Raw genomic sequence first — 16,662 nt, 5'->3', positions numbered from 1 at the left:
GGGCGTAAGGCCCAACTTTGTTACTCTTCAGTAACACTTAGACTGGTAACAGCGGGCCTGACCTTCTTACAGATGCCTCTGTTTCAGCGGCATTCTTAGCCCGCAAAACTTTTGTTAAAAATCCATCATACACATTGATGTTTTCATGAAATTATCTGCAAAATTCCTGATAATCAGTATTTTTATTATACCTATGGTCGCACAGGCGCAGATGCCGCATGATGCGATCTATATGGGTAAGAATCAGGTTTGTGTTGCTGGTCTGTACGGCCAAAGTTCCTGGAACCAATACTGGGAAAATACCCTGAAGCGGGAGAACTTCAACATCGGCACATTCACTATGCAGAGTGTTACGATTATGCCCGCTATTGGTATTAGCAAGCGGGTAAACGTGATTCTGAGCCTGCCATACGTGTGGACCAGTACCAGCGCGGGTAATCTGATGGGGCAGCATGGTATCCAGGATTTATCAGCCTGGCTAAAAGTAAAAGCCGTACAAACGGGCGGCTTTTCGCTGCATACCATTGTGGGGGCATCCATTCCTGTAGGAAACTACGTACCAAGTTTCCTGCCGATGTCCATTGGCTTTCAGTCCCGTACCGCCACAGGACGATTACTGGCCAATTACCGGGAACCGAAAACAGGTATTTACGTAACGGCTCATGGCAGTTATAGCTGGCGGGGAAACAGTACGATTGACCAGGACGCTTATCAGGCTAATGACCAGGTGTACAACACCAATCAGGTGCAGCTTACCAACACCTACGATGCCGCTGTCCGGCTGGGCATTCTGCGTAAGGACTGGCAGACCGAAGTATGGGCGGAGCGTAACGCCTGCATCAACGGCGACAATATCCGTCGAAATGATATGCCCTTTATGACCAATAACATGCAGGCTACCGCGGTAGGCTGGTATGGAAAGGTACAGCCCCGGAATATAGGCCTGAACGCCCGGGTCGGTTACGTAATCGATGGGCAGAATGTGGGGCAAAGCACCAGTTATATGCTGGGCCTTCTCTACCAAATCAATTTTAGAAAGTGATCAACCCCGCTCATGCGGTCGTAACCTTATGAAAAAGTATAGTCAACTTCTTACAATTGCCATCCTTTCTGCCGTCCTGTCAGTTGCCCTAATTTCCTGCGATAAAAGTATTTCGGAACCCCAGCGTGTTGGGTATACGCCCGGTAGCCTGGATGAAAAAGCAGGTACCTGGAAAACCTACGTACTAACGGCACCAAATGACGTAACCCTCGCTGCTCCAGCCAGCACCGCATCGGCAACCTACCAGGCGGAACTGACTGACCTTAAATCAAAATCGGCCAGTTTAAGCCAGGAGCAGCAGGAGGCCGTTGTGTACTGGGGAGCCGGGGCGGTGTATCGCTGGGACGAAATAGCCCGCGAACTAGCCGCCCGCTATAATACGCCATCAGCCTCGAACGCCGATGGTAAATACCCGGTGCCGGATGCCGCCAATCCCCTGGCCGATCCTAAATTCCCGTTTGCCAATCCACCCTACACAGCCCGCATGCTGGCTTACCTAAGTGTGGCCCAGTATGATGCACTGGTGGCAACCTGGAACTACAAATACACATACAAGCGGCCATCGCCATCCAAAGTCGATGCCACCGTTCGGGTTGCTCTGCCCACGTCGGTCCTGCCCTCGTACCCATCCGAAGATGCGGTAATTGCTGCTGCCTCGTACACGGTACTGAAAGCCATGTTTCCGGGAGAAGTACCGTTTCTTGATGCGAAACTGGCCGAGCACCAGAATAGCCGTATTTGGGCCGGCATGAACGTGGCCAGTGACCTGGTAGCGGGTATCGATTTAGGCAACCAGGTAGCCGCCAAAGTTATGGCCAAGGCCAAAATGGATGGGATGAGCGCTGCCAACAACCAGACGCTCACGGCTGGTATGGTTGAAGCGGCCAAGGGCCGGGGTTTAACGGAAGTGTGGCAGAGCCAGGAAATACCCGTTCGCCCGCCCATGCTGCCCAACTACGGAGCGGTACTGAACTGGAATTTTGATGCGGCCACGAAAGTTAAACTGCGTCCGGTGCCCCCCCCAGCCCTGGATAGTCCGGAATTTGCGAAAGCCCTGGATGAGTTGAAGACCATTAACAACAACCAAACCCGCGAACAGGCCCGGATTGCCAATTACTGGGCCGATGGCGCGGGTAGCTACACCCCACCCGGTCACTGGATGCGTACAGCAGCCAATGCAGCCAATGAAGCCAATGAAGCCAGATACAGTGAAGTACGCATGGCCCGCACACTGGCCCTGGTAGCTACTTCCCTCATGGATGCCGGAGTCTGCTGCTGGGATACGAAGATGTTTTACTACTATCCCCGTCCGCAGCAGTTCGGTATGAAAACGTCCGTTGGACTCCCTAATTTTCCGTCCTATACATCGGGTCACTCGACTTTCTCGGCGGCTGCGGCTGAGGTACTATCCAGCATTTTCCCCGCCCGGACCGACGAATTCTGGGCGCAGGCGCAGGAGGCATCGGACTCGCGGGTGTATGGGCTCATTCATTACCGCTTCGACTGCACAGCCGGATTGGCGTGCGGTAAAAATATTGGTGCTTACGCCGTTGCCCGGAGTAAAGCAGATGGATCTGGACTGTAATTCAGGGTAGCTGATTCAGCCTCACCGACAGGACCGGCGGGAGCAAATTGATTCATTTTTCAATGAAGCGTTCTTTTCTATTCTTTTCGCTGCTCATTCTGCTGCTAATTGCCATTGAGGTGATGAGCGTTTATTTCATCATGCCCTTTCCTGGCAGTCAGATTGGTCTTGGTGAAGCTGAATCAGGGCCCGATGCACGGGGCCGTGTTGAACTGGCTTACTGGCTGCACAAAAATATTGGCTGGATGCGGGTAGTGGGGGGGCTTTTGCTGGTCTGTCCGCTGTTTATGGTTGTTACCCAACCAAGGCGGATATGGCACCGGTATCTGGCCGGAGCTTTGTTGCTGGTTTATGGGGGTGTGCTGTACGAAGTAAACATGGTAATGATGGCCGACCATATGTTTCTCCAGCCAATCCGGAAACGGGTAGTCCCGATGGGCCAGAACAAAATTCCGCTCAATAAACTGGTGGTGGGATTTGAATCCGGGGGGCAGGCTACTGCCTACCCTCTGCAGCTGATTGGCTATCATCACCAGGTGCGTGACACCGTGGGTGGCCAGCCCGTAATGATAACTTACTGTACCGTTTGTCGTACAGGCCGTGTGTTCAGCCCGTTCGTGCGGGGGCAGGCGGATGAATTCCGTCTGGTGGGCATGGACCATTTCAATGCCATGTTCGAAGACAAACGTACGGGTTCCTGGTGGCGGCAGGCTACGGGGGAGGCAATCGTCGGGCCGTTAAAAGGGCAAAGTCTGTCTGAACTGACAGGCCGACAGATGACCCTGGGTGAATGGTCCGCAGAACATCCCAACACGCGTGTATTACAGGCCGACTCTGCCTTTGCCGACGAATTTGAGGGCATGAAAAACTACGAAAAGGGGCTGTCGAAAGGGGAACTCACCCGGCGCGATTCGGCGTCGTGGCATCCTAAATCATGGGTTATCGGCGTCGAACGAGCGGGCTTCGCCAAAGCCTACGACTGGAATATCCTGGAGAAAAAACGTATACTGAATGATGTAGTCGGTGGGGAACCCCTATTGCTGACCATGGCTCCCGACAGTGTGTCGTTTGGGGCATGGAGCAGGAGAGTAGGTATACAAACGCTCAATTTTCAATATGCCAACCGGCAACTCACCGATCAGGAAACTAAATCGGTCTGGTCATGGCGGGGGCAGTGTATATCCGGAGTCCTGGCGGGTCGGCGGCTCAATCCTATGCCGAAAGCATACCAGGAATTCTGGCATTCGTGGCGGAGTTTTCATCCTGATACCAGGCACGACGAAAATCAGTAACCGAACCGATACCCGGTTCTTTTGCTGACCACTCACACGGAAAACGTGGTTCTGTGCCGGATGCTGAAGGGGAAAGGCTATTTTTGCGTAACCTCCGCTGACTTTATGCGACTACTTATCTATTTTACTGTTGCGCTTTTGTTCACTTTTGCCCACCAGACACATGCCCAGGGCCTGGCTCCGGGTATTCTGGATGGCTTTATGAAAGGCCAGCGTAAAGCCAGTCTCGCAATTATGGCCTCGCAGGAAACCTACAATACCTACTACATTAACACGACAGAAACGAAAAACCCGAACCTCGGCACTGTTACCACCCAGGCGCTTACCGTTGTGGGTACCTATGGACTGGGCTACGACCTCGACCTGATTATATCGGCTCCGTACATTCGGACGGAGGCCAGTGCAGGCTACTTCCCGAAGCAGGAGGGGTTGCAGGACGTTTCGGGTACGCTGCGTTGGGAAGCGTTCGACTACAAGCTGGGGAAAACCCGGCTCTCCTGGTTGTTTGCCGCCGGGTACTCCATGCCGATGCAGGAGTACGTAAGTGATGCCATGGTCAGACTTGGCTATGGCTCGAAGAATCTGGATGGCCGCACCATGCTGCATTATAAGGCGGGACCTTTCTTTATAACGGGGCAGTACGGCTACATCCGGCGCGGTCAGGTCACGCTGGACCATGTCGTTAATAACTACGACCCCAGTCAGCTTAATCCGAACAGCGGTATGAAAGTCAACGTCCCGGATGTAACTGAACTGATTGTCCGCACGGGACTCGTCACCAAACGGGCAAGCCTTGACGTTTGGGGCCAGCAACAAACGCCCAGGACGGAAGGCACCAACATCGGACCCGGCATTCCATTTCCAACCAATGGGGTTGGTTTTACGCGGGTGGGTACTACTGCCTGGTTAAAGCTATTTGGTAAAGTAGGCATAACGGCCACTGCCAGTACTATTCTCAGTGGCCGCAATACCGGCAAATCGACACGCGTTAATGGCGGGCTGGTGCTCGGCCTGTAAAACTTTATTGGTACAAAATGAAAACGATTTTAACGCCCATACTACTAAGCAGTTTACTTATTTGGCTGGCTGGCTGTACGGAACCGACTATTGATGAAGGTATTCTGCCGTTCAACGTTCCTTCATCGGTCGATGCTGATGGCGGAAACTGGCGCACCATTGTACTGAAATCAGCAGCCGACATTGCTGTTCCGCAACCGCTACCCATTACGTCGGACACGTACAAAACAGAACTGACGGCCATAAAGAATGGAATCCTGGCATCGACACCCGAACAGAATACAGCCGTTAATTACTGGGCCGTGGGGGGCGTAGTGCGCTGGAATCAGATTGCCCGGCAGTTGGTCGCTAAGTATAATGTACCTCCCGGTTATGATTATGCAACGGGTCAGGTTTCCCCCGCCGACGCGGCTAATCCCTACGCCGGACCACCCTACGCGGCCCGGATTTATGCACTGCTGAGCGTAGCGCAATATGATGCGCTGGTGGTAGCCTGGCGGGCGAAGTACCAGTATAATCGTCCGTCGCTGGAGAGACAGGGCGTGGTCGCCAGAGTACCCATACTCGATGTACCCTCTTACCCGTCGGAGGATGCGGCCATTGCAGAGGCTTCGTGCCAGATGCTGGCTTATCTCTTCCCCAACGAAGTGAACTGGCTCAAAGCCAAAGCCACGGAGCACAAAAAAAGTAGATTGTGGGCCGGGGCCAGCGTGCCGAGCGATATCAAAGCGGGGGAAGACATCGCCATCGCGCTTGCTCCCAAACTCGTTGAACGAGCCAGAAATGACCGGTTTACGGCCAGTACCGACCCAGCTAACACCTGGCAGGCAGCCCTCGTGAAAGCGCCTTACAACCAGACGTGGAAAAGTCTCGAAATTCCCGAACGCCCCCCCATCCTACCCCTGGCGGGCAACGTAAAAACCTGGTACGATTCGGCCGCTATTTTTCGGGCTTTACCGACGGCTCCACCCGCCACTACATCAGCAGCATTCCAGAAAGCCCTGAGCGAAGTAAGAGCGTTATCCGACAGCCGCACCCGCGAGCAATGGCGAATCGCCAGTTACTGGGAAAACGGCCCCAATACGTACTTGCTGTCGGGGTTGTGGAATTTTCTGGCCGAAGACCTCATCCGGCAGGGGGGGCAGAATGAGCTACGAACGGCTCGAACCTACGCCCTGCTGAATCGGGCCATGCAGGACGCCACAACGGCCACCTGGCGCGCCCAATACACCTATTTTGTACCACGCCCTGCCCAACTTGACCCGGCTATAAAAACGGCCACCACCATGCTGAACACGCCGAGTTACGTAGCAGACCGTGCCGCCGTGTCAACAGCAGCCGCTACAGTGCTGGCCTACCTGTTTCCGGATGAAGCGACCCGCCTGAGTGCTCAGGCCACTGAGGCCAGTCTGTCAGGCCTGTACAGTGGAACGCAGTACCGGTTCGACAATGAGGCCGGAGCAACCTGGGGTACCCTTATTGGACAATTAGCCGTTACGGGAGCCAAAGCCGACGGGGTTAAGTAATGCGGATCCAGATTTAGCAATTATCGACTAAAACACAGCATAAACGCCTGTTACACATCGTAATTTAACGAAAAGTAAACAGGAAGCCGGATTCGATAATCCGGCTTTTTTGTAACATTGTCCTACTAATCCCGATTTAATAAGTAAACAATGACGGCATGAATCATCAAGAAAACCTCATCCTTTCCTCTATTCCGGGCCAGGTCCGCGTAACTATCGAACGAGTGTCGCCCGAACTCGACGGAGGACAGTTTCCCATAAAAGCCATTCCCGGCGATGTAATAGCCGTCGAAGCCGACATCTTTGCCGATGGTCACGATTACCTGTCTGCCAGGCTCATGTACAAACACATCGACGATGCCGACTGGTCCGAAATGACAATGGCGTTACTGGTCAACGACCGCTGGGGTGCCTCGTTTATCGTTGAAAAACAGGGGCGATACCTATACACGATAGAAGCCTGGGTAAATCATCCGGCTTCGTGGCAGCACGAAATCCATCTTAAAGTAGCCGACGGTCAGCGCGTTACCAGTGAACTCCAGGCCGGCGCACATTACCTGGATGGCATGTTTTTACGGGCTGGTATAAAACTAGCAGCTACCAAAGGAAAAGGGAAAAAGAAAAAAGAGACTTTTGAGGAGTCACCTGATGTAAGAGCATTACGCGAGATGGCCGCCCTCTTTCGGAATGGCGCGGCCCTGACGGATGAAGACCTGTACAATGAAGCAGTATCCACTGCAGAAAGCGATCAGTTTACCTTTTACGCCAATCGGTATCCCGAACGGCAGAACCCCGCCCGGTACCGACACGAACTGGCGGTAGAAGTGGACCGGGCACGGGCTGGATTCAGCACCTGGTATTGCCTGTTCCCCCGTTCTGCATCACGGAAGGAAGAAACTGGGGGCGCACCCGCCCACGGCACCTTCAGGGATGTGGAAGCACTGCTGCCACGCATCTCAAAAATGGGGTTCGATGTGCTGTACCTACCCCCTATCCATCCCATTGGCACGGCTTTCCGGAAAGGAAAAAACAACTCGGTCATTTGTCAGCCCGGCGAACCAGGGGTTCCGTACGGTATCGGCTCAGAACTGGGTGGTCATGATGCCATTCATCCCGAACTGGGTACGGTCGATGATTTCAAACACCTGATTGCTATTGCTGGTAATTACGGCATGGAGATAGCGATGGACCTGGCTATTCAGTGCTCACCCGATCACCCCTGGGCTAAAGACCATCCCGAGTGGTTCAAAAAGCGGCCCGATGGTACCATTCAATACGCCGAAAATCCACCAAAAAAATACCAGGATATCTACCCGGTTTATTTTGAAACGGAAGACTGGCAAAACCTGTGGGAAGAACTCAAACGCGTCATGCTGGTTTGGGCTTCCTGGGGTGTTCGCATCATCCGGGTCGATAATCCGCACACCAAGCCATTTGTATTCTGGGAGTGGTTGATTGCCCAGGTAAAGAACGAGTTCCCGGATATGCTTTTCCTAGCCGAAGCCTTTACCAAACCGAAAGTGATGCAGGAACTGGCCAAACGCGGATTTGCTCATTCCTATACCTACTACACCTGGCGCAACAACAAGTATGAACTGGAAGAGTACATGACGGAACTGACCCAGACCGGTGGCCGTCCGGACGCGATGGCCTACTATTTCCGCCCTAATTTCTGGCCCACTACCCACGACATCAACCCGTATAGTTTGCAGGGTGGGCACGAGCCGCAGTTCATTATCAGGTTTCTGCTGGCGGCTACGCTATCCAGCAACTACGGCATTTACGGTCCCTCATTCGAGTTAATGGAGCACGTTCCTTTTCCGAACAAGGAGGAGTATCTAAACTCCGAGAAATACGAAATCCGGCTTTGGGAATGGGATAAAACAAATAAGCTAACGTACCTGATTGAGCTTGTCAACCGGATCAGGCACGAAAACGCGGCTCTCCAAACAACCAATAATATTACGTTCTGTCAGGTCAATGACGATGCCATCATGGCCTATCTGAAAACGTCCGGCTCCAATCGCCTGCTTATCATTATCAACACTGACGCCTATAACCGTCGGGCTGGCATCGTTCAGGTACCTATCTGGCAGCTGGGTATTGGCCCCGATCAGCCCTATACGGTTCATGATCTGCTCACCGAAGCGTACTATACCTGGCAGGGTGAACGGAATTACGTTGAACTGGACCCGTATGTACTCCCCATGCACCTCTTCCGAATTGAGTTGTAACCGGTGTGTACACCATTCGGGTTGAAGCCCACGGGAGGGCACATCCGACGAAAGTAGGTAATAAAGCGGGTAACCAGTCGATTATGATTAATCGACTGGTTACCCGCTTTATTACTCAGAAGGGTGGCAAAGCAGCCATAAGAAAGTACTGAAGTCATCAGATCAGGGCACTACCACAACCCGGCTCTCTGCTCCGGCACTGGTCTGCACGGTGATGGTGTAACGCCCCGCCGAAACGCCCCGCAGGTTAAACACCCGACTGTAGTTGCCGGATGGCAGATTCGGTTCGGCCAACTGACCCAGGGCCTGACCCGACAGGTTTGTCAGTGCTAACGCAACTGGACCGGATGCTGTCAGGGTAAAATCAACGGTTAGTGTTTCGGCGGTGGGGTTTGGATAAACGCGCAAACCGGTTAAAGCAGGTTCTGCCACATCCGTTATGGTTGTTAGGGTAGATGTCGTTTTCAGGTTTTTTAAAATCCAGTTATTCGGGTCAACCACTACATTAGTGATTGTTCCGCGTACTGACAGCGTAAATGTCTGGTCGGGCTGATCATTAAAGACGGTAATGGTGGTATCCCCCGCCGTCGACAACACCCGCATCTGCACAGGCATGGTAAATGAAGCCGGGCTGGCGGAAAGCGCATTCGTTTGCTGTAGCCGCACTGTAGCCGAAGTCCCCCCCCCAGTAATGGTAGCGGTGTAGCTGGGGAAACCTTCGCCGTAAATCCACTGCCTGAAAAAGTAGTCCAGATTTTTGCCCGGACTGGATGGTCCGGATACCTGCTGAGCCACGGCCTGAAAATCTTCCGTCACGGCCGTACTGTAGGCAAGTGCGGGAGTAGCCGCGTAGGTCCGTAACGTTTTATAGAACGTGCTATCCCCTACCACACCCCGCAACATGTGAAGTACCGTAGCTCCTTTTGAGTAGCTTCGGTTGGGATCAAAGATGTTGTAGACGTCGCTTAATGTTTGCTGACCGCTGATATTCTGCACGTAAATACTACCCCGTGCCAGCCGGGCACCATTCATGAAATTAGCCATGTAGGTCTGATATCCCATCTGACCGCCAACCAATTCGGCGTAGACAGCCTCTCCGTAGGATGCAAAGCCTTCGTTGAGCCAGATATTCTGCCAGTCGCGACAGGTAATTTTATCACCGAACCACTGGTGCGCCAGTTCATGCGCAATGACCGCTGGCGTCAGGGCAGAAACACCCATGGACGATATCGTCTGGTGCTCCATTCCTCCATTGTTCCGGGGAAACTGGGCATGTCCGTATTTTTCCCGTAAAAACGGATAAGGACCAAACCGGTTCGTAAATAATTGCATAATGGCAGGCGTAGTAGCCAGGCTGGCCTGAACGGTTGGCAGGTCTTCGGGATAGATGTAGTGCGTAATGGGCAACGTCTGGCTTCCGTAGGCAAAAGGAGTTTCCAGTTGGGCGTAGTTGGAAACAGCAATCGAAATCAAGTACTGAGCAATGGGATAGCTGTTTTTCCAGAAATAGGTTTTGGTACCGTCGGTGTTGGTCGTTGTACTGATGAGTTTTCCGTTAGAAACGGATATGAACTGCGCCGGAGCCGTAATCCGTACCGACGACGAATCCGCTTTGTCGGCGGGCGTATCGCGGCACGGAAACCAGTTTGAAGCACCGTAGGGTTCGCTCAAACTCCAGATGACCGGGTCGGCGGTGTTCTCATGTTTATCAAACTTAAAGCTTTCCTGTTCGTAACTGGGAACGCCCTGATAATAGACCGTCAGGGTCAATGCCTGCCCATTGGCTACCGGCTGCGGTGGCGTTATAGTCAGTTTGTTCAGGGCGTGCTGGAAGGTAACTTTCTGCGTACCTACCTTCACGGAGTCGACCCGTATTCCTTCAGTGGCCGAACTAGCCGTACTCAAATCCAGAAAAAAAGAGTTTAGGCTGGTTACCGTGCTTTTCAGCGTAATGGTAGCCGCCCCCCGCAGGTTGTTAGGAGTCGTTGTCAGGCGCAGGTCGAGGCCGTAATACGTAACGTCGATAGATGCATCGCCAGGATAGGCCAGCCGCGCCCTGGGATTGGTTGCCAATCGTTCAGCCGCGCGCATTTTCCCCATCTGGCAGGCCTGTATCCCTTCACTTATAAGCTGGGCATTGGCCAGTGAGGACGTAAAAAGCAGGAACAATACGTATAACGATTTCATACAGATAGCCTCTTGCTGACTCAATTGGTAAGGTGATAATAAGTTAATTAAACGGTCATTACTCTTTTTGCCGACCTACGTTCAATAACGGGGATTCCTGCGTACTGTCCTCGGCCTTTGCTTTGATAGCTTCCAGTTTTTTCTGGTCGGCTTCGGGAAGTTGCAGGCTCCAGCCCATTGAACTGGCCAACTGATACATCATGTACTGAATCTGGTTGTTGGCGATTTTAGGCAAATCGCTCTGCATGGCCCGCTCGTTCATAGCCCGCTTGGCATCGTCCAGAATTTGGGTATAATCCTCGCTGTTAAAGTAATTCAGAAATCCCGCCTGTATGTCATAGAACTGATAATCGGTATCAATCGACAAAATTTCCGGCTCAGGAAACGCTTCGATAATAAGCTTTTTCTCGCCATTGTCAGGAGCACGAAACCGGACTTTGGCAAAGTCGAACCCCACCAATACTTTCGACTTGGCAATGACCATCGCTTTCTTCGGGTCATTCAGTACATACAGGATTTTTTTCTGGTCCTGGTAGTTGTATATCTCTGAGAAGTATCCTTCAGCCATCACCACTTTGAACACCTTCTCGATACGTTCCAACAGCACCACCGAATCCCGCTGAATCCCGGTTTCACCCGCGCGTTTGCGTAATACGTTGGCGAAGGCCAGTCCCCCGCCCGCACCAACGAGCAGCAGTAAAACGGTGGTTAAAAAGTCCATAATTGAGATAATGTAAAATGGATAATGAATAATGGATTATGAACCGGGCTCCAGGGCCCCTCATTCATTGTCCATTATTCATTATCCATTACCAGCTTACTTACTTGGCGTACGCCACCGCTCTCATCTCCCGGATAACAGTCACTTTAATCTGACCGGGATACTGCATTTCTTTCTCTATTTTCTGGGAGATTTCGTAGGATAACACGCCCGCCCGTTCGTCGGAAACGTGGTCCGCATCCACCATGATACGGAGTTCGCGACCCGCCTGAATGGCGTAGCACTTGGTTACACCGGGGAAGTTCCCAGCCAGTTCTTCCAGTTCTTTCAGTCGCTTGATGTACGATTCCATCATCTCACGCCGGGCACCAGGTCGTGAGCCGGATACGGCATCACACACCTGTACAATGGGCGAGATCATGCTGGTCATCTCAATTTCGTCGTGGTGAGCGCCGATGGCGTTGATAACTTCCGGATTCTCTTTGTACTTTTTCGCCAGCTCCATACCCAGAATGGCGTGGGGTAGTTCGGCCTCTTCGGGCCACACTTTACCGATGTCGTGGAGTAGACCGGCGCGTTTGGCCAGCTTGGCGTTCAGCCCCAGTTCAGCAGCCATGGTAGCGCAGAGTTTGGCCACCTCGCGGGAGTGCTGAAGCAGATTCTGGCCATAGCTGGACCGGAAGCGCATCCGACCTACCATCTTGATCAGTTCGGGGTGCAGGCCGTGAATACCCAGGTCAATGACGGTTCGCTCGCCAATCTCCACGATTTCGTCCTCGATGTTCTTTCGGGTTTTGGCCACAATCTCCTCAATGCGGGCGGGGTGAATACGGCCATCCTGTACCAGCCGGTGCAACGACAGTCGGGCAATTTCGCGTCGTACCGGATCAAACCCGGAAATAATGATGGCTTCGGGGGTGTCGTCCACGATAATTTCGACGCCGGTGGCGGCTTCGAGGGCACGGATGTTACGGCCTTCGCGGCCAATCACTTTTCCCTTAACGTCGTCGGATTCGATGTTAAAAACGGACACGCAGTTTTCGATAGCGTGCTCGGTAGCCGTGCGTTGAATGGTTTCGATAACGACCTTCTTTGCCTCTTTAGTAGCCGTCAGTTTTGCTTCTTCAACAATGTTTTTGATGTATGAACTGGCCCGTGTTTCTGCCTCTGCCCGCAGGTTTTCAATGAGCTGGTCACGGGCTTCGTCGGCAGATAGACCGGCAATTTTCTCCAGTTGAGCTACCTGGTCAGCCAGCATAGTATCAGCTTCCTGTTGCCGGCGGTCTACGTCTTCCTTACGTCGGTTGAGGGCATCTACCTGTTGGGTAAGGCTATTTTTCTGCTGTCCTAATTCGTTCCGCTGCTGATTCAGCTCCTGTTCCTTTGTACGCTGCTGATCGGCTTGCTGGCCTAGTTGCTGTTCGCGCTGCTTGAGTTTGTTCTCGTTCTGAAGGAGTAAATTTCGTTTCTGACCGGTTGTTTCTTCAAACTCTGCCTTTAGCTTCAGGTACTTTTCCTTAGCTTCCAGCATCCGGTCTTTCTTGATGTTCTCCGCCTGCAATTCCGCATTCTTGATAATTGTTGCGGCCTGTTCTTCTGCCTCTTTTTCGTGCTTTGCACGTATACCCGCCATCGTTTGGCGGCCAATCAATATGCCTATACCACCCCCTACAAAGGCAGCAAGAATCGTTAACCAAATGTCCATTGGACTATATCGTTAGTGGTTGAAAAATTAATTAATCAACCTGCTGCGATACGGCTGTCCTGAACACAAACCCGCACTTGTACGAACTGGATGTCCGCCGTTTATTTATGTTGAAATGGCCGGCGTAACGACATGATCCAATTGAGTTATTTTGTCAAATACCGTTTGTTGAAATCGCTGCATTTTTCGTTCTCCTCTAATCCGCTGGACCAGGCTGTCGAAGGCTATCATAGCCAGGGCCTCCTGTGTATCTGTATGCCCCAGTTCCCGATATCTAATCAGTTCATCCTGAATTATCTTCGCGGCTTCGCGCACAACGGTCTCCGATTCCGGATCTACAGATAACCTGTAGGGCCGGTCCGCAATTTTTACGTTTACGCGAATTGGCAGCTCTTCCATTGCGGCAGTCGGCTCGGTAAGGGCCTGAACCCCAGAGTTAATATGGTTTTATGACAAACTACTCAAATGAGCAATACACCGTTCCAATTCCCGGATATACTCGTCGAGTTGGTGTTTTAATTCAGCATTCGTATCTGTAACAGACAAGTTGTCTTTTACAATTATACTACTATCTTTTGAATTTGATGTGTTTTTTTCTGGTTTGTCGGTTTTTTTCTGCAGTTCGATGACCCGCTCCTGCTGCGCTTTCAGGCTACTCTGCAACGCATCTTTTTCCCGCTCCAGTTGCTTTATCTGGTCTTTCGCTCCGGCATATAACTCCCTCAGAACCCGAATCTTATCATCCAGTCGTTCAACTAATACGAGAATTTGATGTTCGCTAGCCACAGCTTTTAATGAGTGAGCGAGCGAATGAATGGCTGAGTACCCGGCACGGGTTACCCAGCCATTCATTCGCTCATTATTTTCTGATTACGGCACCCAGTTCCTGTTCAAAAGCGGCCATGAGCCGTTGCATCGTTTTATCGATGGTCGTGTCGGTAAGGGTTTGGGTCGGATCCTGTAACACGAAGCTGACCGAGTAGGATTTTTTACCATCACCGAGCTTCTCTCCTTCATACACATCGAAGACATTGACAGACCGTAATAGCTTCCGCTCCGTCTGCCGGGCCAGCCGACTGATTTGCTCGAAAGTAACTCCCTTATCGAGGACGAGTGACAAATCGCGCCGTACGTCCGGAAAGCGTACTACTTCCTCGTAACGCGCTTTGGTAGTACTCAGCTTAAGCAGAGCCTGCCAGTCGAAGTCAGCGTAAAAAACCGGCTGTTTTAGATCCACCAGCTTCGCCAGCTTAGGCTGAACCAGGCCCAGACTCACTAAAGGCTTTTTGTTCACCAGGTAGGTTAGGCCATACTGGAACAGCGCTGGATCTGCGGGTTGCGTTTCAAACGCTTTAACACGGAACAGATTCAGGACGAGTTGCACAGCCGAAGCCAGATCGTGATACGCAACCGGCTGGTTTTTGTGCAGCCAGCTTTCAGGATACTTATTACCCATGAGGGCTATACTCAACCGGCTTTGCTCATGGTACTTGGTAGTACCATCCTCCCCCTTTACCTGACTGTACACCTTACCTAATTCAAACACCTTCAAGTCCTTCTGCCGACGGTTCAGGTTGTACACCAGCGTTTCGAGTGCTGAAAACAACATCGTTTGCCGCATCACCGATAAGTCGTCGCTTAGTGGATTGAGCAAGGTTACATCGGCACCCGGCAGCGACGACCGGATGGCATCATGATAAGCCGGTCGGGTTAATGACAGGGTAACGATCTCGTAAAAGCCATTAGCCGCCAGCAACTGAGCCACCCGACTTTTCCATTGGTCGGGGTCAGTTTTAGGAAATCCGGAGAGCGAATCGGCGGACAGGTTTTTGGATAACGGCACGTTGTCCAGCCCGTAGATTCGCAGAATTTCTTCAATGACATCAGCCTCACGGGTCACGTCCACGCGGTAAGGCGGCACGATAGCTACGAACCCATCCGCGTTTCGTTCGTCGGCCTGAATATCCAGTGCTTCCAGAATGCGGTGGATTTCAGCATGATCAATGGCAATCCCAATCAGCCGGTCGATGTTCCGATAACGGACGGGCACCCGAAACGGCCCAATCGGGTTCGGATACAGATCCGTTATCTCCGAACTTACCGTTCCACCGGCTACCTCCTGAATCAGCAGGGCCGCGCGTTTTAGGGCAAACACCGGCATATTGGGATCGGTGCCCCGCTCAAACCGGAACGACGCATCCGTTTTCAGGCCGTGATACTGCGCCGTTTTACGGACGGAGGTAGGCGAGAAATAAGCAGATTCCAGAAAAATGCTGGTCGTTTGTGCCGATACGCCTGAATACTGACCACCAAACACGCCTGCGATACACATGGGCTTCTCGGCATCACAAATCATGAGGTCGGTAGCCGTCAGTTTGCGCTCTACGCCATCCAGCGTTACAAAGGGCGTACCTTCAGGCAGGGTTTTGATGATAATCTGGCGGCCCGCAATTTTATCAGCGTCGAACGCGTGTAGCGGCTGACCGAGATCATAACAAACGAAATTCGTTATATCGACAATGTTATTGATTGGGTTCAGACCGATACTTAGCAACCGCCTTTTCAACCAGTCGGGGGATTCACCCACGGTCAGGCCACGGATGGTCACCCCCGTGTAACGTGGGCAGGCATCCGTATCCTCCACCCGTACGTCGAGTGTAAGGCTGGTATCATGGACAGCAAACGAGTCTACCGATGGAAGGGTCAACGGGCGATTCAGCACTGCTTTCAAATCGCGGGCCGTTCCGAAATGGGAAGCCGCATCAATCCGGTTGGGGGTAAGGCCAATGGCAATCTGGTAGTCCGCTTCCAAGTTAAAATACCGGGCGGCCGGGGTTCCGTTGGGTAGTTGGGACGCCGGACCGTTCGGATCAAGCACCATAATCCCGGCGTGCGAGGTCCCCAGACCAATTTCGTCCTCCGCACAGATCATCCCTTCTGAGACAGCCCCACGAATTTTGGCTTTTTTAATCTGGAAGGATGCTCCAGAACTGGGGTGCAGCGTAGCCCCCACCAGAGCAACCACCACTCGTTGACCGGCCGCTACGTTAGGGGCTCCACATACGATAGACAGCGGTTGGCCGGCCCCTACATCAACCGTGGTCAGGCGTAGTTTATCCGCATCCGGGTGCCGTTCGCAGGTGAGTACTTCGCCGAGTACGATACCCTCCAGACCACCGGGTACGGCGTCAATTTTTTCAATTCCTTCTACTTCAAGGCCCGTTGACGTTAGCAGTTTACCAACCTCTTCGGGAGATTCTGTCAACTCAATGAACGCTTGCAACCAGTTATACGAAACTTCCATATGGGGGCAATACAGATACAAATAAGGACCACAAAGTTAGCCAATTGCT

The 16,662-nt window shown here is 52.3% G+C and carries 13 protein-coding genes; 7 read left to right on the top strand and 6 right to left on the bottom strand.

The window, feature by feature from the left end; all coding sequences use genetic code 11:
• The first annotated feature begins 145 nt into the window (after nucleotides 1-145).
• The 7 genes from B157_RS0119520 (at nucleotide 146) to B157_RS39065 (ending at nucleotide 8,848) form a co-directional block, all read left to right on the top strand.
• The gene (locus B157_RS0119520) at nucleotides 146-1,042 is read left to right on the top strand and encodes a hypothetical protein (RefSeq protein WP_020604993.1); all 897 of its coding nucleotides are present in this window, start codon (nucleotides 146-148) and stop codon (nucleotides 1,040-1,042) included.
• Between the two features lie 28 nt (nucleotides 1,043-1,070).
• Nucleotides 1,071-2,627, top strand: coding sequence for a vanadium-dependent haloperoxidase (locus B157_RS0119515; protein WP_020604992.1), 1,557 nt, complete (start codon nucleotides 1,071-1,073; stop codon nucleotides 2,625-2,627).
• A gap of 62 nt (nucleotides 2,628-2,689) precedes the next feature.
• Nucleotides 2,690-3,919 (top strand): DUF3179 domain-containing (seleno)protein, encoded by a 1,230-nt coding sequence (locus B157_RS0119510; protein ID WP_020604991.1) that lies wholly within the window; start codon nucleotides 2,690-2,692, stop codon nucleotides 3,917-3,919.
• Nucleotides 3,920-4,024: 105 nt separating this feature from the next.
• On the top strand, nucleotides 4,025-4,936 hold the full coding sequence (locus B157_RS0119505) for a hypothetical protein (RefSeq protein WP_245565157.1): 912 nt from the start codon (nucleotides 4,025-4,027) through the stop codon (nucleotides 4,934-4,936).
• A gap of 17 nt (nucleotides 4,937-4,953) precedes the next feature.
• Nucleotides 4,954-6,462, top strand: a complete 1,509-nt coding sequence (locus B157_RS0119500) for a phosphatase PAP2 family protein (RefSeq protein ID WP_020604989.1) — start codon at nucleotides 4,954-4,956, stop codon at nucleotides 6,460-6,462.
• A 158-nt stretch (nucleotides 6,463-6,620) separates the two neighbouring features.
• Entirely contained in the window at nucleotides 6,621-8,696 is a 2,076-nt protein-coding gene (locus B157_RS0119495) for an alpha-1,4-glucan--maltose-1-phosphate maltosyltransferase (RefSeq protein WP_020604988.1), read from the top strand.
• 5 nt (nucleotides 8,697-8,701) lie between these two features.
• Complete coding sequence (locus B157_RS39065; protein ID WP_169521761.1) at nucleotides 8,702-8,848, top strand: hypothetical protein; 147 nt, start codon at nucleotides 8,702-8,704, stop codon at nucleotides 8,846-8,848.
• Between the two features lie 10 nt (nucleotides 8,849-8,858).
• On the opposite strand, the gene B157_RS0119490 is transcribed toward B157_RS39065, so the two are convergent.
• From B157_RS0119490 to pheT, 6 genes are all read right to left on the bottom strand, one after another.
• On the bottom strand, nucleotides 8,859-10,883 hold the full coding sequence (locus B157_RS0119490) for a M1 family aminopeptidase (RefSeq protein WP_020604987.1): 2,025 nt from the start codon (nucleotides 10,881-10,883) through the stop codon (nucleotides 8,859-8,861).
• Nucleotides 10,884-10,941: 58 nt separating this feature from the next.
• A complete protein-coding gene (locus B157_RS0119485; RefSeq protein WP_020604986.1) occupies nucleotides 10,942-11,604 on the bottom strand; it encodes a DUF4230 domain-containing protein in 663 nt (220 codons plus the stop codon).
• Between the two features lie 100 nt (nucleotides 11,605-11,704).
• A complete protein-coding gene (rny, locus tag B157_RS0119480; RefSeq protein WP_020604985.1) occupies nucleotides 11,705-13,309 on the bottom strand; it encodes a ribonuclease Y in 1,605 nt (534 codons plus the stop codon).
• Nucleotides 13,310-13,414: 105 nt separating this feature from the next.
• Nucleotides 13,415-13,708, bottom strand: coding sequence for a cell division protein ZapA (locus tag B157_RS0119475; protein ID WP_020604984.1), 294 nt, complete (start codon nucleotides 13,706-13,708; stop codon nucleotides 13,415-13,417).
• A 48-nt stretch (nucleotides 13,709-13,756) separates the two neighbouring features.
• Nucleotides 13,757-14,095, bottom strand: coding sequence for a hypothetical protein (locus B157_RS0119470; protein ID WP_026308813.1), 339 nt, complete (start codon nucleotides 14,093-14,095; stop codon nucleotides 13,757-13,759).
• A 73-nt stretch (nucleotides 14,096-14,168) separates the two neighbouring features.
• Nucleotides 14,169-16,613 (bottom strand): phenylalanine--tRNA ligase subunit beta, encoded by a 2,445-nt coding sequence (gene pheT, locus B157_RS0119465; RefSeq protein ID WP_020604982.1) that lies wholly within the window; start codon nucleotides 16,611-16,613, stop codon nucleotides 14,169-14,171.
• Nucleotides 16,614-16,662: the final 49 nt, after the last annotated feature.

Source organism: Spirosoma spitsbergense DSM 19989 (assembly GCF_000374085.1).
GTDB lineage: Bacteria > Bacteroidota > Bacteroidia > Cytophagales > Spirosomataceae > Spirosoma > Spirosoma spitsbergense.
Note: the sequence above shows the minus strand (reverse complement) of the source record. Positions and strands in the feature narration are given on the sequence as shown.